This is a genomic window from Bacillus sp. WMMC1349 (assembly GCF_013155385.1).
GTDB lineage: Bacteria > Bacillota > Bacilli > Bacillales > Bacillaceae > Bacillus.
In genome coordinates this window covers 3,945,001-3,962,918 of the sequence record NZ_JABJUQ010000007.1, presented here as the reverse complement: position 1 = coordinate 3,962,918, position 17,918 = coordinate 3,945,001, and the positions used below count along the sequence as shown (strand labels likewise).

Annotated in this window: 20 protein-coding genes and 2 rRNA genes (1 of these 22 running past the window's edge); 1 reads left to right on the top strand and 21 read right to left on the bottom strand. The window is 37.7% G+C overall.

Going from position 1 to position 17,918, the window contains the following annotated elements; translation table 11 throughout:
• Positions 1 to 305: 305 nt before the first annotated feature.
• The 5 genes from rsmA to metG form a co-directional block, all read right to left on the bottom strand.
• Positions 306 to 1,184: a 16S rRNA (adenine(1518)-N(6)/adenine(1519)-N(6))-dimethyltransferase RsmA gene (gene rsmA, locus HOO54_RS22600; protein ID WP_172299217.1), complete on the bottom strand. Its 879-nt coding sequence runs from the start codon at positions 1,182 to 1,184 to the stop codon at positions 306 to 308.
• Positions 1,177 to 1,737 carry a ribonuclease M5 gene (gene rnmV / locus HOO54_RS22595; RefSeq protein WP_172299215.1) on the bottom strand — a complete coding sequence of 187 codons (561 nt, stop codon included), beginning with the start codon at positions 1,735 to 1,737 and terminating at the stop codon, positions 1,177 to 1,179. Before rnmV ends, rsmA begins: the two co-directional genes overlap by 8 nt.
• A 162-nt stretch (positions 1,738 to 1,899) precedes the next feature.
• Positions 1,900 to 3,099, bottom strand: a complete 1,200-nt coding sequence (locus HOO54_RS22590) for a G5 and 3D domain-containing protein (protein ID WP_172299213.1) — start codon at positions 3,097 to 3,099, stop codon at positions 1,900 to 1,902.
• Between the two features lie 242 nt (positions 3,100 to 3,341).
• Positions 3,342 to 4,109, bottom strand: a complete 768-nt coding sequence (locus HOO54_RS22585; protein WP_172299211.1) for a TatD family hydrolase — start codon at positions 4,107 to 4,109, stop codon at positions 3,342 to 3,344.
• Between the two features lie 86 nt (positions 4,110 to 4,195).
• Positions 4,196 to 6,169 carry a methionine--tRNA ligase gene (gene metG / locus HOO54_RS22580; protein ID WP_172299209.1) on the bottom strand — a complete coding sequence of 658 codons (1,974 nt, stop codon included), beginning with the start codon at positions 6,167 to 6,169 and terminating at the stop codon, positions 4,196 to 4,198.
• A 492-nt stretch (positions 6,170 to 6,661) separates the two neighbouring features.
• Here metG and HOO54_RS22575 point away from each other — a divergent pair, with 492 nt between their 5' ends.
• Positions 6,662 to 6,946 carry a transition state genes transcriptional regulator AbrB gene (locus tag HOO54_RS22575; RefSeq protein WP_172299207.1) on the top strand — a complete coding sequence of 95 codons (285 nt, stop codon included), beginning with the start codon at positions 6,662 to 6,664 and terminating at the stop codon, positions 6,944 to 6,946.
• Positions 6,947 to 7,094: 148 nt separating this feature from the next.
• Here the strand turns inward: HOO54_RS22575 and rsmI are convergent, their stop codons facing one another.
• The 16 genes from rsmI to HOO54_RS22495 all read right to left on the bottom strand — a co-directional run.
• Positions 7,095 to 7,979: a 16S rRNA (cytidine(1402)-2'-O)-methyltransferase gene (gene rsmI / locus HOO54_RS22570; RefSeq protein WP_172299778.1), complete on the bottom strand. Its 885-nt coding sequence runs from the start codon at positions 7,977 to 7,979 to the stop codon at positions 7,095 to 7,097.
• Positions 7,979 to 8,257 carry a GIY-YIG nuclease family protein gene (locus HOO54_RS22565; RefSeq protein ID WP_172299205.1) on the bottom strand — a complete coding sequence of 93 codons (279 nt, stop codon included), beginning with the start codon at positions 8,255 to 8,257 and terminating at the stop codon, positions 7,979 to 7,981. Before HOO54_RS22565 ends, rsmI begins: the two co-directional genes overlap by 1 nt.
• Positions 8,244 to 8,987: a tRNA1(Val) (adenine(37)-N6)-methyltransferase gene (locus HOO54_RS22560; RefSeq protein WP_172299776.1), complete on the bottom strand. Its 744-nt coding sequence runs from the start codon at positions 8,985 to 8,987 to the stop codon at positions 8,244 to 8,246. The genes HOO54_RS22565 and HOO54_RS22560 overlap by 14 nt, the downstream gene beginning before the upstream one ends.
• Before the next feature lie 244 nt (positions 8,988 to 9,231).
• On the bottom strand, positions 9,232 to 9,594 hold the full coding sequence (gene yabA / locus HOO54_RS22555; RefSeq protein ID WP_172299203.1) for a DNA replication initiation control protein YabA: 363 nt from the start codon (positions 9,592 to 9,594) through the stop codon (positions 9,232 to 9,234).
• A 14-nt stretch (positions 9,595 to 9,608) separates the two neighbouring features.
• On the bottom strand, positions 9,609 to 10,436 hold the full coding sequence (ricT, locus tag HOO54_RS22550) for a competence/sporulation regulator complex protein RicT (RefSeq protein ID WP_172299201.1): 828 nt from the start codon (positions 10,434 to 10,436) through the stop codon (positions 9,609 to 9,611).
• Between the two features lie 2 nt (positions 10,437 to 10,438).
• Positions 10,439 to 11,428, bottom strand: coding sequence for a DNA polymerase III subunit delta' (gene holB, locus HOO54_RS22545; RefSeq protein WP_172299199.1), 990 nt, complete (start codon positions 11,426 to 11,428; stop codon positions 10,439 to 10,441).
• A gap of 11 nt (positions 11,429 to 11,439) precedes the next feature.
• On the bottom strand, positions 11,440 to 11,877 hold the full coding sequence (locus tag HOO54_RS22540; protein ID WP_172299197.1) for a YaaR family protein: 438 nt from the start codon (positions 11,875 to 11,877) through the stop codon (positions 11,440 to 11,442).
• A gap of 11 nt (positions 11,878 to 11,888) precedes the next feature.
• The gene (locus HOO54_RS22535; RefSeq protein WP_172299195.1) at positions 11,889 to 12,218 is read right to left on the bottom strand and encodes a cyclic-di-AMP receptor; all 330 of its coding nucleotides are present in this window, start codon (positions 12,216 to 12,218) and stop codon (positions 11,889 to 11,891) included.
• Positions 12,219 to 12,400: 182 nt separating this feature from the next.
• Positions 12,401 to 13,036: a dTMP kinase gene (gene tmk / locus HOO54_RS22530; protein ID WP_172299193.1), complete on the bottom strand. Its 636-nt coding sequence runs from the start codon at positions 13,034 to 13,036 to the stop codon at positions 12,401 to 12,403.
• Positions 13,033 to 14,475, bottom strand: coding sequence for an aminotransferase class I/II-fold pyridoxal phosphate-dependent enzyme (locus HOO54_RS22525; RefSeq protein ID WP_172299191.1), 1,443 nt, complete (start codon positions 14,473 to 14,475; stop codon positions 13,033 to 13,035). The genes tmk and HOO54_RS22525 overlap by 4 nt, the downstream gene beginning before the upstream one ends.
• Before the next feature lie 130 nt (positions 14,476 to 14,605).
• Positions 14,606 to 15,538, bottom strand: a complete 933-nt coding sequence (locus HOO54_RS22520; RefSeq protein ID WP_172299189.1) for a toxic anion resistance protein — start codon at positions 15,536 to 15,538, stop codon at positions 14,606 to 14,608.
• The gene (locus HOO54_RS22515) at positions 15,535 to 16,167 is read right to left on the bottom strand and encodes a 5-bromo-4-chloroindolyl phosphate hydrolysis family protein (RefSeq protein ID WP_172299187.1); all 633 of its coding nucleotides are present in this window, start codon (positions 16,165 to 16,167) and stop codon (positions 15,535 to 15,537) included. Before HOO54_RS22515 ends, HOO54_RS22520 begins: the two co-directional genes overlap by 4 nt.
• A 175-nt stretch (positions 16,168 to 16,342) precedes the next feature.
• Complete coding sequence (locus tag HOO54_RS22510; protein ID WP_172299185.1) at positions 16,343 to 16,534, bottom strand: sigma factor G inhibitor Gin; 192 nt, start codon at positions 16,532 to 16,534, stop codon at positions 16,343 to 16,345.
• 501 nt (positions 16,535 to 17,035) lie between these two features.
• A complete protein-coding gene (locus HOO54_RS22505; RefSeq protein ID WP_172299183.1) occupies positions 17,036 to 17,329 on the bottom strand; it encodes a hypothetical protein in 294 nt (97 codons plus the stop codon).
• A 211-nt stretch (positions 17,330 to 17,540) separates the two neighbouring features.
• A 5S ribosomal RNA gene (gene rrf / locus HOO54_RS22500) occupies positions 17,541 to 17,656 on the bottom strand.
• 133 nt (positions 17,657 to 17,789) lie between these two features.
• Positions 17,790 to 17,918, bottom strand: a 23S ribosomal RNA gene (locus tag HOO54_RS22495) (it continues 2,803 nt past the right edge of the window).

The following is a 17,918-nucleotide window of genomic DNA, read 5'->3' as shown; positions in this document are numbered from 1 at the left end:
AAAATTCTTTAAAACATTCTCGATCGTTGAAAATTGAATATCATATACGGTTCGACGACCCAATTCATGTTGTCCGTAAAACGATATGTGTCGTCAAGTACAAGACGCTAAAACATGTACGTACAACATCTGTACGCTATGGTCATAGTTGCGTAGCCCTTATCTGCTATATGCACTGGATAGGGGAAGGGTAATGAGATACCCTTATCTTGAAGGCTGTTCAAAACAGAAATGGACTGCGATTGCTTAGTCATTCAAGAAATCCCACTGGCGTTAGCCAGCTTGCCTGTTTACGGGTGGGAGTCTCAAAGAAAAGCCTTTGATAAGTGATCAGAAAGCACGGCGAATTCTTCAATACTAAGTGACTCCCCTCGCCTCTTTCCATCGATTTCTGAGTTTTGGAGCGCTGTTTCAATCAATGATTTCTTTTCTTTTCCGTTTGGTAAATTGTTGACAAGGTTATTTAAAAGCGTTTTTCGACGCTGAGCAAAGCTTGCTTTGACAACTTGAAAGAAAAACGGCTCATTGCGCACTGTCACAGCCGGGGTATCTCTTAACAGCAGACGTATTACTGCAGAATCAACATTTGGCTGTGGAATAAACACAGTCTTGGGAACAGTCATCACCGTTTTCGGATTTGTATAAAATTGGACTGCTATCGATAATGAACCATATTCCTTTGAAGAAGGTTTTGCAGCCATACGGTCCGCCACTTCTTTTTGTAACATCACCACAATTCCTTTCAACGGAAGGTTTTCCTCTAAAAGTTTCATAATAATTGGAGTGGTAACATAGTAAGGCAGGTTGGCAACCACCATCACCTCATCACAGTCTTGAAACTGCTCAGTCATCACTGTTTGAATGTCTGCTTTCAATATATCCTGATGAAGAACAGTTACATTATCATAAGGAGACAGTGTATCTTTTAAGATTGGCAAAAGCCTTTGATCAATTTCAAAAGCGACTACTTTTTTAGCACGTTTAGCAAGCTGTTCAGTCAAAGCGCCGATTCCCGGCCCAACTTCAATAACACCTGTTTTCTTCGTTACTTCAGCATGATCAACGATTCTATCCAATATATTTGTATCAATTAAAAAATTTTGCCCTAAGCTTTTTTTAAATGAAAATCCGTATTTTTCAAGGATTTCTCTTGTTCTTATAGGGGTGGCGATATCTTTATTCATTCTCTTCCTCCCGCAGCACAGTCTCTAGTGCACTTAAATAATCACTCTTTTTAATTTGAAACATTTGCAACCGTTTTTCCAACTGTTTACCGTTTGTATAACCAATATTTAAGATGTCGCCCAGCCGTTCTCGTCTTTTTTTTGCTAAGGGGCCACCGATCAAGCCGGCCTCGATCAAATCACGGGTTCCAATTTCGGGTTCTACTGCTTCCATTTCTTCTTGAACAGTTTTTAAACATGTACGGATACTTTCAAGTGATGCATGTTCGACACCGATTCCTCGGTTGTTTTTAGGTTTGGCCAAATGTTTAGGTAAAAATGCATGTTTGCAGCCTGGTACTTTTTCAGCAATTGTTTTACGAATCTTCTCCCCTGGATAATCAGGGTCGGTGAAAATAATGACTCCCCGTGTTTTTTGTGCGAGTTGGATTTGCTTTATCACATCTTCTCCGATCGCAGACCCGTTTGTTTCGATTGTATCAGCATCAACAGCTGACTTAATTTTTGCTGTATCGTCACGTCCTTCAACAACGATGATTTCTTTAATTTTCATGTTTTCCTCCGAATGATAAAAAAGTTTTATTACGTTTTCGAAATAACTGAAACCTTTTTGTAATAAAACCGTCTATTATATTGATGACAAGATGAATCTATTATAACGAAAAAAACAGAGGGGGCAAAATCCCTCTGCTTCTATAAAAATAAAATGGTATATTTAGTTCAAAACCTTAATTTTAACTCGTTTATTTCCCCATCGATATGCCGATGGTTTATTAGGGAAAAACACATCAATTTTACGACCTTTAATCGCTGAGCCGGTATCAGCTGCAATTGCATAGCCATAACCTTCTACATGCACTCTAGAACCCAATGGAATAACACTTGGATCCACTGCGATCACTTTAGAACCAGGGTTGGCTTTTAAATTAAAACCGGTAGCTGTGCTGCCTGAACATCCATTACAACTTGCCGTGTAAGCTGTGGAAGAAACATAAAATTCTTTTTTTGAGGGTTCATTGCTGCGCGATACATTGGCGCGTGTTTTAGCAACCGTTTTGTTTTTTGTGCCAATAGCTATTACTTTTGTCTTACTTTCGCTCGCCGTTTCCTTTTTAATTAATTTCCTGGAAAGCTCTTTGCCGTTTTGCATGACAACAGCATAATGCTTTTTAAGCTTACCGTGTTTACCAGCTTGAATTACTTTTTCTTTACCTTTGTCAAGAGATGCATCCGCTTTTTTCTTAACGTCATACGGTATCTTCTCTTCCACTACATCGGTGACTTTTTTGATGCGAGTAATGTAAATGTCTGCCTGATCTTTTGTCAGTTTTTTATCAAGCGCAGGTTTGACTTCATCATCGCCATTTACGCTGATTTTATGGTGTTTTAAAAAGTCAGCGACCGTAGTCGAAGTTGTCCAAAGGTCTTTATTTTTACCGGCATCTTTTACAGTGACCTTAAAAGCTCTTTGTAAAGTCAGCCTCATATCTTTCTTTATCTCTTGATCAACTGCAGGTTCGATTTGATCATGTTTCCCAAACTTTATATCTAGTTTTTTAAGAAGCTGACCGACTGTCCCCGTTGTTGTCCAAATCGTTTTTTCTTGCCCATCTATTGTGAATTGAACACGTTTTGAAGCGACATACTTGACATTCATATCGCTAGTAATTTTTGTATCTTCCGCTGGAGAGATGTGATCTTCTTTTCTCGTCTCTATATCTAGACTTTTCAAAAGCTCACTCACTGTTTTTGCATGTGTGCGAACACTTTGTTTTTTTCCGTTAATAGATATCGAGATTGGTTTTTTAGTAAGCTCATGCGCTCCATAAGCAGTTCCGCTTCCTGCTACTAGCAAACCGCCAGCAAGCAGCATCCATCTGCTTTTACTAAGCTTCACGGAAAATAGCCTTCTCATTTTTTGTATGATGAAAAACGCCTCCTTCTCCTCGGAGAGATTATATAGAGTATCTTCAAGCCTGTCAACCCTCCTTTCGTTTCCATCACAAGCCCGCCTTCTCTTTTATTATGAAAAGTTGACTGCCCAAAAGGAAGAAAGACTTGTCGACATCTATCCTATGAGTGTAAACAGACTTGTAGAACTTTTCAGAACAATCTCCCGAAAAGACAAGCTTTCCCAATACTCGATATCACATATTGTCACTTCATGTTAAAAAGTTTTTTTGCATTTTCGGTCGTTTTGGCCGCTACTTCCTCATAAGTTAACCCCTTAAGCTCTGCTATCTGTTCAGCGACAAATTTTACATAGCTCGGTTCATTTCGTTTTCCCCGAAAAGGATGAGGCGTTAAATAAGGACAGTCTGTCTCAATTAAAACCCTGTCTATAGGAATTTGCTTGGCAACTTCTTTTGGTTTTTTTGCATTTTTAAAGGTGATGGGTCCACCGAAGGATATATAAAAGTTCATATCTATGCATTCCCTGGCAATCTCTGCACTTCCAGTAAAACAATGCATAATACCTCCAACTTGTTCAGCCCCTTCTTCACGTAAAATGGTGATCACATCCTCTGTTGCATCACGGTTATGAATGACAATTGGAAGGTTGACTTCTTTTGCCAAAGCAATTTGTTTTCTAAATACTTCTTTTTGAACATCTTTCGGTGATTTATCCCAGTGATAGTCCAGACCCATTTCTCCAAGTGCCACAACTTTCTCATGAGAAGAAAGTTCTTTTATCCATGATAAATCTTCATCTGTCATATCAATGGCATCAACCGGATGCCAACCGATTGCAGCATAGATAAACTCATATTCCTCAATGAGTTCCATCGCACGGTTTATCGTTGGACGGTCAAATCCGACTACCACAATATGTTCAACTTTTTCTTCCCTCGCCCTGGCAATCACTTCTTTTAAATCTTCATGATACTGCTCCGCATTTAAATGTGCATGTGTATCAAATAACATCAAATGTTCACCCTTTTTATCATATATTGTCAATAAAAACAAAAGGTGTTCGACGAAATGTTACACGTGAAACACCTTTTGTTTATTTATTTTATTCGTGTTCCATTAGCCAAGGAACTGTCTACTGAAGCCAGTGAAAAGTTCCCTTGATCTCCACCTGCTAAAATCATTCCTTGTGACCATTCTCCTCTTAACTTAACTGGTTTCAAATTAGTGACACAAATGACTTTACGCCCGATTAATTCTTCAGGTTTATAATGCTCAGCAATTCCTGAAACAACTTGTCTTTTTTCAAAGCCTAAATCGAGCTGTAATTTTAACAGCCGGTCTGCTTTTTTTATCGGATCTGCCTGAATGATTTCAGCAACTCGAAGATCTGTGTTCATAAACTCATCAAATGTAATTTCCGAGACTTCTTCTTTTGCCGGCTCCTCTTTTAATACCGTGCCTTGCATTTTTTCTTTAATATATGCGACCTCTTCTTCTACTTCAAGCCTTGGGAATAACGGCTCTCCTTTTTGAACCTGAACCGATTTCAGCTGTCCAAAGGAGGCAATACTTTCCCACGTTTTGCAGGATGGATCTGTTATACCGAGCTGGGAGAAGATTTTTTCAGGTGTTTGTGTTAAAAATGGCTGGAGCAAGACTGCAGTCATTCGCAGTGATTCTGCCAGATGATACATCACAGACTGAAGCTCCTGTTCTTTTTCCTGATCTTTCGCCAGTACCCAAGGTGCTGTTTCATCAATATACTTATTTGTCCGGCTAACAAATTGCCAAAGAGATGTTAGCGCAACAGAGAATTCCATATTTTCAATTGCCTGTTCATAAGCTTGAATGGTTTCTTTAGCGAACGTTGATAAAGGTTCATCAAAAGGTGTTAGCGGGCCTTGATAAGATTGAATGTGTCCATCAAAATATTTGTTGATCATGGCAATTGTTCTGTTTAAAAGGTTTCCTAAGTCATTTGCCAAATCATAATTGATCCGCTCTACAAATCCTTCTGGTGTGAATACACCATCAGAACCGAATGGCACTTCACGAAGCAAATAGTATCGTAAAGCATCAAGACCATATCTATCGATTAATGTTACCGGATTTACCACATTCCCTTTTGATTTAGACATTTTTCCGTCTTTCATCAATAACCAGCCGTGAGCAAATACCTTTTTTGGTAATGGCATATCTAATGCCATTAACATAATAGGCCAATAAATGGTATGGAAGCGGACAATTTCTTTTCCAACGAGGTGAACAGCGGCAGGCCAATATTTTTTATAATTTTCATCATGCTCAGTATCAAATCCAAGTGCCGTTACATAGTTAAATAGTGCGTCTATCCATACATATACGACATGCTTAGGATTACCCGGAACTTTTATCCCCCAGTCGAATGTTGTCCGAGAGACCGCTAAATCCTCTAGCCCTGGTTTTATAAAATTATTAATCATTTCGTTTTTACGAGATTCAGGCTGAATAAATTCAGGGTTATCCTCATAAAATGCAAGAAGACGGTCTGCATATTTTCCCATCCGGAAGAAGTAAGACTCTTCTTTAATCAGTTCAACAGGGTGACCGCTATCCGGACTTTTTCCGCCAATAACTTCCCCTTTTTCATTACGCTCCACATCAACGAGTTGTGTTTCTGTATAGAACGTTTCATCAGGAATACTGTACCAACCTTCATATTCATCAAGATAAATATCGCCTTGATCAAGAAGCTTTTGAAAAACCTTTTCAATGACGGTTTTGTGACGAACTTCTGTTGTTCGAATAAAGTCATCATTAGAGATATCAAGTTTTCTCCAGAGTTGTTGAATGTCTTTTGCAGCTTGATCCACCAATTCTTGTGGTGTTATATTGGCTTGGTCTGCTTTTTGCTGAATTTTTTGGCCATGTTCGTCTGTACCCGTTAAATATCTTACATCATAGCCTCTTAGTCTTTTATACCGAGCCATGGCATCACCTGCAACGGTTGTATAAGCATGTCCAATATGTAGTTTTCCACTCGGGTAATAAATCGGTGTTGTAATATAAAACGTATTCTTTTTTTCCGACATGATGGAACCTCCCAATTAAAATGTCAAAAAACTCCCGCCAAAAAGGACGAGAGCGGTGTCTTCAATCAGTCATTGCCTTATTTATGATCCTCTTTATATGATACCATCTTAACCTTTAAGTTCAAGAAAATATACATATCAATAGCAAATGATTATTGTTATTGTCATTTTGTTCATAACGAGGTAATATAATACTTCGACAAAAAAAGCTTCCATTGTCGAATAATGTCGTATATAATCGATATGAGGAAAAACCTTAGTTCAAAAGTCTTGATTTAAAGACATATACCATGGTTTTATCATCTTCAATTCCTTTTCCATCAGTTCAATTCAAGATTATTTAACTATATGCGCTAATTTTTACAAACAATAGAAAGAAAAAGATTGACGTATATTGGAAACCTTGATATGCTAGGACTGTAAGGATTTTGTCGAATAATGACGAAGATAATAACACAAATTAAATAACTATTTTTAGGGAGGAGAACAAATATGAAATCTACAGGTATTGTACGTAAAGTTGACGAACTAGGACGCGTGGTGATTCCGATTGAACTTCGCCGTACGCTAGGAATTGCTGAAAAAGACGCTCTTGAAATCTATGTTGATGATGAAAAAATCATTTTGAAGAAATATAAACCAAACATGACTTGCCAAGTAACAGGTGAGGTTTCTGATGACAACCTTAAACTTGCTAACGGTAAATTAGTACTTAGCCCTGAAGGTGCTGAACAAATCATTAAAGAAATTCAAGCACAGCTTCAATCTCAAAAATAAGTTTTTTAAATATATAAAAATTGCTTTATCAATGGCTGTCAAGTCTTTCTTGACAGCCTTTATTTATTAATCTGGATGATCGGATTTTTCTAAAAACCAAGCGCCCGTGGGTAGCGTTTGCCCTTATCCAAACCGCTTTTTTCGTTTTTTATTTTTCATGTTTAATATGATATGCTTCATAAATTTTACGTTTTGGGACGTTGCGATCAATGGCTGTTTTTTTTATGGCTTCCTTTGTATGAATTCCTTGATTAATATAATATTCAACATGGTCTTTTTCCGAAAGATGTTCCCACCAACTCGCTTCTTCAAGATTATTTTCTTCTTCACATCCTTCAACAACGAGACAAAACTCGCCCCTCACTTGTTCTTTCTCAAATAAGGCTAACACTTCTTCAATCGTTCCTCTTATAAATTCTTCAAATTTTTTTGTTAATTCTCTTGTTACTGCAATTTTTCGATTTCCAAATATGTCATACATTGCTGTTAGTGTCTCTTTCAAACGGTGTGGCGCTTCATAAAAAATGATTGTTTCTTGTCTGTTTTTTAACGTGTTCAGTTGTTTTTTTCTTTCGCGCTTGTTTCGTTCTAAAAAGCCGAAAAAGAAAAACGGTTGCGGAACAAGACCTGAGGCAATTAATGCTGTTAAAGCTGCATTCGCACCAGGTAAAGGTACAACATAACCGCCAATATTCGTGAAATCTCGAACAATTTCCGCTCCTGGATCAGAGATTGTCGGCATGCCGGCATCACTGACTAACGCGATCGTTTTTCCTTCCTTTAACCATTCTAATATTTTATGTCCGCTACTTTCCTTATTATGTTCATGATAGCTAACAAGCTGTGTCTCAATTTGGTAAACATGGCATAGTTTTTTTGTCTGTCTCGTATCCTCTGCAGCGATTACATCAGCCTCTTTTAATACATGAATAGACCTGAATGTCATATCCTCTAAATTACCGATTGGGGTCGGAACAAGATATAAGATTCCCATATCCGATTTTTGATCAAAGCTTTTCTGACGATTGATGATCAACACCCTCTTTTCTCTGCCGTTTTTGTTTTTAGATAATGTTCTTTATTTTTTCTCGATAACTTTTTGAAATAATACTCTGCCTGCATAGCCTCCCTTTTCGTTGAAAACCGTTCGGAATAATGGAGTGTGACTGGCAGCCTTGCTCTTGTATATTTGGCTCCTTTGCCATCATTGTGGGTTTTTAACCGTTTTTCAAGGTTATTCGTATACCCTGCATATAAACTGCCGTCCCGGCATAACAGTACATAAAAATAATGGTTATCACCTGTCTCCATACAATATCTTCCTTATCTCTTTTGTATATTGGCTGTTTTTATCATATACAAACAGCGGTGGTAAGATTTTCAGATCAGGTCGGCCATTTTTTATTCCTTCAACTAAAATGGTATTTGCCTCTTTATCATGTTTTGGATAAACAAATTGTACACGTTTCGGCTCAATCTGATATTCCCTCATCAACTCAAAAATTTCAAGAAGCCTTCCCGGTCTATGGACAAGCGCCATTTTTCCACCCTGCTTTAAAAGTTGGCTGCTGACCTGAACTACATCTTCCAATGTGCAATAAATTTCATGTCGGGCTATCGCAAGATGTTCATTAAGATTTTGCTCCGTTTTTTGGGGTGTTTTAAAATAAGGAGGATTACATGTTACAACATCGGCTTTATGATATCCCAGCACTTTTGGCATATGCTTTAGATCATCTTTAATAAACTGAATCTGTTGCTCAAGACAATTGTATGCTACACTCCGCTGTGCCATATCATACAACCTCTCTTGAATTTCAACCCCAGTGATCGTTGCTTTAGAACGGGTACTGAGAAGCAGTGGAACAATGCCATTTCCTGTACACAGATCAATAATATTACCTTTTTGAATAGGAACATATGTAAATTTTGACAGCAATACCGCATCTAATGAAAATGCAAAGACTGTCGGGCTCTGTACAATTTTCAAATCCTCTGCAAGTACATCATCAAGTCGTTCATCATCTCGTAATTGAATCATCATTTTGTCCTTTCCCACTATAATCTATTCTTGGTGACTACCCGTTAAAAGAGCTGTCTAAAAAGTCCTTTTTCAATATAAATCAGGGGGTTGCGAGACTCCTGCGGGAGCAGCGAGCCAGACGAGACCGCAGGAGCAAGGAACAAGCTCCGAGGAGGCTCGCGGAAAGCGAGCAAATTCCCATCCACACTTCTTTCAGGACAACCCCGTTAAAAGGGCTTCCGTTTGACCGGAAGCCCTCCTTTTATTTTTTATTTAAAAATGACAGACAAAACAAACAATCTCCCTCTTTACGGACACTTCCATAATGGATGTTACAAATGTGGAAACCTTCCTGATAAAGGCGCGCCAAATTATCGTGGCCTTCTCCAATATCAATAAGCCCTGTTTTCTCGGTTTTTGACTCTTTTGTACCCGATTTTGTGACTTTCAGCCTTTGATCTGTCTCTTCTAACCGCTTGCGCAAATGCTCATTTTCCAAGTGCAAATGGTTATTTTCTTCGATCATTTCCCCAATATGCTGTTTAAGATCTCCAAGCTGACGGTACAATGAACCGATTTGTTCTTCTAAATTTATAACTGTATCAAACAATTCTTTTTTATCCAAGGTTTCACACCTCGTTAATCTGTGGTTTGGGCAGATACGACACCTTCTTGTAACAGTTCATCCCAAGTGTATTCCACAACTCTTTCGTTATTTGTCAATTCGACTTGAAGGATGCGTTCAAGAATATTCAACCCAACAACTTTCGCTGGGCCGTTGGATGTTGCAATGACTTCTCCAATATCAGGGAGCTGTTCTTTAGCCGTTTCATATTCATCATTTTCATACTTTAAACAGCACATAAGCCGTCCGCATAGACCAGAGATCTTCGTCGGGTTGAGTGAGAGATTTTGATCTTTGGCCATTTTGATAGAAACAGGTTCAAAATCGCCGAGAAACGTTGAGCAGCAAAGCATTCTTCCACACGGTCCGATACCGCCAAGCATTTTGGCTTCATCCCTTACACCGATCTGTCTAAGTTCAATTCTAGTTTTAAAGATAGCTGCCAAATCTTTGACAAGCTCTCTAAAATCGACTCTTCCATCAGCCGTAAAATAAAAAATCACTTTGTTTCGATCAAATGTGAATTCGACATCAACCAGTTTCATTTCAAGACCATGTTCATATACTTTTTTCTGACATATTTCAAAAGCTGACAGAGCAACATCTTTGTTTTCTTCAACAATTAGACGATCACGTTCATCAGCCACCCTGATCACTTTTCTTAAGGGCAAGACGACATCGTGCTCGTCTACTTGCTTATTGGCAACAACAACCTGGCCATACTCAACCCCTCTTACTGTTTCAACGATTACACAGCTGTCTTTATCTATCTGATATCCGTTTGGATCAAAATAATATATTTTGCCCGCTTTTTTAAAGCGAACACCAATTACATGATACAAGCTTATCCCTCCTGCAGCATTAAAACCAAGTGCTCCATTAAACTATGAGCATTAACATTGGAATAAAGCCGTTTTTTTGCTTCTAAAACAGCAAGTATCTGGTTTGTCACTCGTTGTTGTGTGGATTGTAATGCATGCTGTTTTAATATTTGGAATAAGTCCTGAAAAATAATTTTATCTTCATGTCCTATCTGAATGGACAACACATCACGATATATGAATAAAAGCATATCAAGACCCATTTGTTGATGGTCTTTCTCCTTAAAAAAGGGCATCCATTGATCTTGAATATAAAAAAAAGCATGTCCTTTTCTCTGGTGTAAGACTTCATACAATTTTATCACTTTCGCTCTAGTCTCTGCAAACTGTTCATTTCGACTTAATTCGAGCGCTTCTGATAAACTGCTAGTCATATTCGACAAAATGGATGCTAGGCTCGGAGAGATCTCTTGTTTAATTAATTCTTTTTCAATTGATTCTGGTAATAATGATTGGAATGATAGAACCTGACATCTTGATCTAATGGTGTCCAACAATTTATGGGGCTGTTCTGTTAACAGAATGGCAATTGTTTCATTGCTTGGCTCTTCTAAAAATTTTAACAAACTATTGGCGGCATTTGTTGTCATTTTATCTGCATGGGAAATGATATATAGCTTCTTTTGCGATTCCAAACCTGTTTTTGCGAATTCTTCCTGCAGTGACTGAATTTGCCCTTTTTTAATCGACAATCCATCAGGAAAGACGGCATGGACATCAGGATGATTGCCGGAAGTAATTCGCTGACAATTTCGACAAGATTCACAAGGCTCGCTCTTTTGATGAAGACAAAAAAAACTTTTCGCCAACAAAAAAGCTGCATCTAATTTACCTGTCCCTTTACGCCCTTCAAACAAATAAGCATGTGCCAGCCGATTTCTTTCTATACTATTTTGCAAAAGCCGCATCACTTTTGGTTGAAGTGCCTGCATTTCTTTCCAAGTTATAGCCATAACATCACTCTCTATGTGTAAAGGTTAATTAACAAACCCTTTATTTGCCCGATCCGTTCCAATAAATCAATAGAAGGTTTTTCTCGATCCATTAATTCCTCTGTCAATTGGACGAGCTTTTCATCAAGTTCTTTTACAATGTTTAGTGTTCTGCTGTTTCCATATAAATCAAAACTTCTCGAATTTTCTACGGTTAAACCATTTTCAACAGCTTCTTTTACAAAACGTTTGATCATCCCTTTAAATCTAGCCAAATCTTTAAAATTTCTCGACTTAGTCAGCCGTTTCCCAAACGTTTCAATATCGGTCAAAAGCATTGTTAGCTGTTCAAACCTAAGCTTTTCTCCCTGAATACTAATTTTTTCTTTAAATGAAGAGGTCGTAGTTCCTCTAACAGGCTGAGTCTGCTGTTTTTCTATAATTGTACGTAATTCTTGACTTATCTTCATATTTTCAACCCTTAAAATTGATGGAATTGTTCAATTGGCAATACAAAAACAGTTGCTCCGCCTACCTCCACTTCAACAGGGTAAGGGACATAAGAATCGGCATTTCCTCCCATTGGCGAAACAGGTGCAATCAATTGATCACGTTTACTTCCGTTTTCTTTAATCAGATTGAGTGCTTTATCAACTCGAATATCATCAACACCCAACATAAAGGTAGTGTTTCCAGACCTAAGGAAACCGCCAGTTGTTGCAAGCTTTGTCACGCGAAAATGATGATCAGTTAACGCCTTTAACAGCCGATTACTATCTTGATCTTGAACAACAGCTATAATTAATTTCATTTGAAACCCCCCTATTTGTTTAAAACAACTTAGGATGTTCTTATTATCATTATAACAGTGATTAATATTGATTTGTAAGCAACAATTGTAAAAAGCTTAAAATCATTGGGGGGTTTTTCAGCTAGTATATGCTGTGTATCATAACGTATTCTAATGAAGATCCTTCTCAAGAACCGAGAAGATTACAGAAATGAATGAAGTTCCTGTTCAATCATTTCATAAACGTCTTTTACTACATGATCAATAGGCTGGCTGGCATCCACGGTCCGAAAACGCTTCGGGAACCGGTCCATTACCTCTTGATAACCTTGCAAAACACGATGATGAAAATCAATTTGTTCAAGGTCAAGACGGTTTTTCTCGCGTGAATCATTGACATGAATCCGTTTCATTCCTTCTTCTGGATCAATAGCAAAATATATTGTAATATGAGGCATCATCTCTCCAATTGCAAATTGATTAATGGACAAGACTTCATCAATCCCAAGTCCTCTTGCATATCCCTGATAAGCGAGCGAACTATCAATAAATCGGTCACACAAGACGATTTTTCCTTTTTTAAGTGCTGGCTGCACCTTTTCAACTAAATGCTGGCTTCTTGCTGCTGCATATAGAAGTGCTTCTGTTTTAGGATCCATGTCTGTGTTATTAGGATTTAAAATAACCTCACGAATTTGTTCAGCTATTTCAATTCCGCCCGGCTCTCTGGTTGCAAGTACAGGATATCCGTTTTTCGTCAATTGTTGTGTCACTGCCTGAAGGATCGTTGTTTTCCCAGCTCCTTCAGGACCTTCCAATGTAATAAATAAACCGCTCATGATTTCTCCTCTTCTATATATACCGTTAATTGTTTATTTTTCAGCAGGCTGCTTCCCTGAATATAGGCATTTAAATCAATCAGCTTTGTTAACTGGTGAATGACGTCTTTGGTCACCCTTTCTCCTGCCATGATGAGGGGAATCCCAGGTGGATATGGGATAACTTGTTCCGCACTTACCCTGCCGACTGCTTCTCTGAATGAGACTGATTCTTTTTTAAAAGCGGATTGTTTCTTGCTTGAATAAGGCAATGTGGTCACTTTTTCAAGCGGCTGCATGCTGCACGTTTCATTTGAAGGTTCAGCTGATGTTTGTTTCATTTCCTTTTCAATCTTGCTAATCTGCTCTTTTGTTAACTTATTTTTACCTCCTAGCGGTAAAACAAACAATACTTGCTTTTCATCAGCCAATTCAGGATGCCAACCATTTTTCTCGAAAATATTTTTCAATTGATAACCGGAGTGGCCATATTTTGATCTGATCGATAATTTTAATGGATCTTGCTGAATAAGAGAGTCTGTTGGAACAATGGGCTCTATCCCTTTCATCTGCAATAACGATAGCTTCATGTCTTGTATCTCTTGTTCAATCTGCTCAGCTTTGTTCGCTTTGATGATGTCTTCAAGATAGGCCCTTGCTAAGTCCAATGAAGCCATGATTGGATAAGATGGGCTGCTGCTTTGTAGGACAGTCAAATAGTGCGCCAATTTGTCCCTGTCGATTCTTCCACTGTTTAAGTGCAAGTATGATCCCATTGTCATTGCTGGAAGTGTCTTGTGAGCAGATTGGACAACGACATCAGCTCCAGCTTGTAGAGATGAGTGAGGAAAAGAACCCCCTAAGACAAAATGTGCACCATGAGCCTCATCTACGAGAACAGGTATATGATGTTGGTGTGCTTCTGCAATCATTGGCGTTAAATCAACTGCATGTCCATAGTAATTAGGGGATGTGATCATTAATGCTTTGGCCGAAGGATATCTTAATATCGCATTTTTGACAGTCTGATGTAAAAGGTGTGTAGCTACTGCCATTTTCTCATCGATTTCTGGTGTCAAAAACACCGGATGTACCCCACTTAGCTCTATTGCATGAAAAACCGATTTGTGACAGTTACGCTGAACAAGTATAACATCTCCCGGCTGGCAAACTGACAGAATCATCGCAAGGTTTCCAACTGTTGATCCATTAACAAGAAAAAATGTTTCTTTAGCTCCATAGAGTGTTGAGGTTAAATCTTGGGCTTTTTTTATAACACCTGAAGGATCATGCAAATCATCAAGTCCTGTTAATTCAGTCACATCTATTTTTAGGATGGCTTGGAAAAAGGCTCTCGCTTCATCAAAAAAGACATCTCCATTGTGATGTCCCGGGACGTGAAATGATTGTATATGTTCATCAGCATGGTTGACCAATGCTGTATATAGAGGTGTTTTCATCTTGATCGATTCCCTTTAATATGCCTAGAGTATGGCTTTCGGCATTTTCTTTTTTTATTATAACCTTCAAGATGGGGGACAGGGAAGATGTTTTGGCAAATCTTTATCCTTAAGTGTCCTTTCCTTCTGTCTAAAGGCGTTTTGTCCGGCCAGCTTCTTCAATATTTAATGTCTCTTTAAGTACACGAATTAAATGATTCTGCAAATTTTTCAACGTTTCAATCTCAACATCTTTTCCTTTAGCTGTTTGGACTGTATTGTTTTTCAGAATTTCTGAATTTTTTACCAATACTTCAGAAACTTGCTGTTGAGCTATTGTAGCATGTTGTTGCCTCAGAAAAGTTAAAGCAATCACTACTTGGTTCTTCCAAAGAGGAATTGCTGTCATAAGCGCTGAGTGGATTTTTTCGATCAGCACTTGGTTCGTATTTTGAATCATTTGAATTTGCACTGCACTTTGTTTGGTGATTTCTCTGCTGATGATTAAATCATGCAGCCGTCTTCTTAAACGATCAGTATTTGAAGACAATTCCTCCAGTTTCAATTGTCCAGCTACAATATATAGATTTAGCTTTTCATTGTATTTTTTATTTTCTTCTAAAAGCTGTTCAAGCATCTCAAGATCTTTGATCAACGCTTTTTTTGAATGCTCTAGCCTAACACTGACTCTGTTCATTTGAGCGCGTGTTTTTTCGTATCTGGAGATTGTTTCTTGGACAGAGCAAGATGATTTTCTGATCAATCGGAAAAACAACTGGCTTTTTTTCGGGTATAACATATCAGGGTCAATTGCCTCGAGCATCTTAACAAAATCATTTACGATTAGCCCTATACCGGCACCATCGTTTTTTCGAACATACTCAAACATAATATCTGTGAAATGAGCTAAGTTTTTTTGTACGTTACTTCCGTAGCAATCAATTGTTAGCTGTTGTGTTAGATCAATCTGTTCAGCCAGCTGAAATACTTGCAATTGCTTTTCCTCCGACAATGTATGAACCTGTTTTCCCATTCTATCTGAAGAACTTACATTGTTAGAAAGCCAATCAGCAAAGCCATTCATTTTATCTTTTCTCCTGCGTTATTGAACGAATGTTTTGCAACATCAAGTTCGTATTGTAAGTGGGCAATGTCTGTTTTTAGTAAATCGTACAGATCATTTTCTAGTTGTTTGGTTAATTCAGCAATTGTTAACCGTGTTTCACTCAAAACCATTTCCAGCTTCACATTTCGCTTCGGTTGTGATGCTAATAGAGCATATTTTTCGGTTAGTTCCACAGCCAAATCTAAATTTTGATAATAAAAACGTTCTACTTGATAAAACCGGTTAGGTTCTTCTTTTGTTAGCCAATAAATTTTTCTGACCATTCGATAGATTTCAAAGTTTTGCTTTAACGTTTGAAGGCTTTTAACTGAAAAAATTAATTTTCTTAGACGGGCTATTTTCCCTTTTGCTTCTTTTAAATTTTGCTTAATATAACGATAATCCCGTCTTGTCAGTTTATTTTCTTTTCTTAATAAAAAAGTTCTACACCATTTTCCTCCAAAATAAACTAACATCCAAGTTGCCGCTGCATAAACAGACGACAACAGAAACGTTTGATCAAAGACAATAAAACAGGTCAACCAAAGGAGCACAGATATGGAATTAGCGGCTAATAGAAGAAGCAAAATTAAGAAAAAACGTTTCATACATCATCTACTCCTTTTAAAAAATACAACACATATTGATATAAGAAAAAGACATCTATCTCTGGATGTCCTGACTGCTTTGTAAATTATAGTGTGCTATTTTTATTATACCTTGCCTCTTCAAGAACTTAAAGACCTGTCTCCTTTAAATACAAAAAAAGACCTGAAAATCGGTCTAAGAATATAAAGGCGGTGTACGAATACCTTTTAATTTTTTAACATATTCAGAGTATTGAGGATCAGTTGTTGATGTTGATATTATCTTTTTTTCACATTCTTCACATATAAATTTCGTATAAAGGTGAATACCTTTCATTTTTTTTTCTTCACAAATCATACATGCTTCCCCTGAATCACGCTTCTTCATCATTCCACCTCCATAAATTTCATTATTTCCAACTATTGATACTTGTATACAAAATTAAGAATGTTTTTGAAGGTTAGATTAGTATATGTAGGCGAACATCATAACGTGTTTGTTTCAGGTGATGGTTGTTAAATCAATACAAAGGTGAATTATCGATTTACACATATAGAAAACAATGGGGGAAGGGGTGAATTCGAAGTGATTGAGCACAACAAAAAACACTTTTTCTCTATATTAGGTTAATTAAATATCGATTTTCTGAACAAATCAATCAAGAGATTCAAAATGGGCCTTTTACAATGGATACGACTTTACCAGCTTGATTGACAAACTCAATAGTATGAACAGTCGATACATTCTCTTTAAAGATATCCATCACCACGAACTCATCCTCCAAAAAGCGAATCTCCTCTAGTTTTTTATAATGCTTATCATAGTGAATAACAGAGTAAACAAGTTTACGATACTTCTTGTTTACTAGTATAACAGCACATTTCCCTTCTAACAGATGACTGTAAATCGATTATCTATGTTCTTCTCTGCTTGAGCTTTCTGCTCTTCTCCAAATTCAATAATACCGAATTGATTTTCAGGTGTTTTATAAACTGATAAAAGCACTTTTTCATGCTGTTGTGGAATAGTTTCTCTTAATACAGTCAAATGGTTGTCTCCCACATATTCAGAAAACTGCTCTGAAATGATGTCTTGTGTACTTTTTTGATGAAAGCTAAGTATCAATATAAATATTAATGATAAAGCGGCAAGACATAATATCATGATATTTTTAAGTTTCATTATATCCCCTCAATCCCTGTGTTTTTTTAGTAAAGAAAATGTTAACACCAGCACTGGATAAACTAATGGTGATCAATAGAACCATGTTTGTTTTCGCCTTATGAATCTAAAAAGTTGGCGGAATCAGACTCAGAACAGTCCGCCAGCCTTTCAATTTTTATAACAATATAAAAAGCCCAGCTTATCTAAGCTGGGCTTGATATCACGAGTTGCTTGGCGGCGTCCTACTCTCACAGGGGGAAACCCCCAACTACCATCGGCGCTGAAGAGCTTAACTTCCGTGTTCGGCATGGGAACGGGTGTGACCTCTTCGCTATCGCCACCAAACTATGCCTTCAGGACACAGGTACTGGGCGTTCCTCACAGAGGTGAGTCATTAGCCGAGTTTCCTTGCCTTTGGCTTGTTGAGAGTATTCTCTCAAAACTAGATAACGCGTTATAAACCATTCACAAATCATTTTAGGTTAAGTCCTCGATCGATTAGTATCTGTCAGCTCCATGTGTCACCACACTTCCACCTCAGACCTATCAACCTGATCATCTTTCAGGGATCTTACTTCCTTGCGGAATGGGAAATCTCATCTTGAGG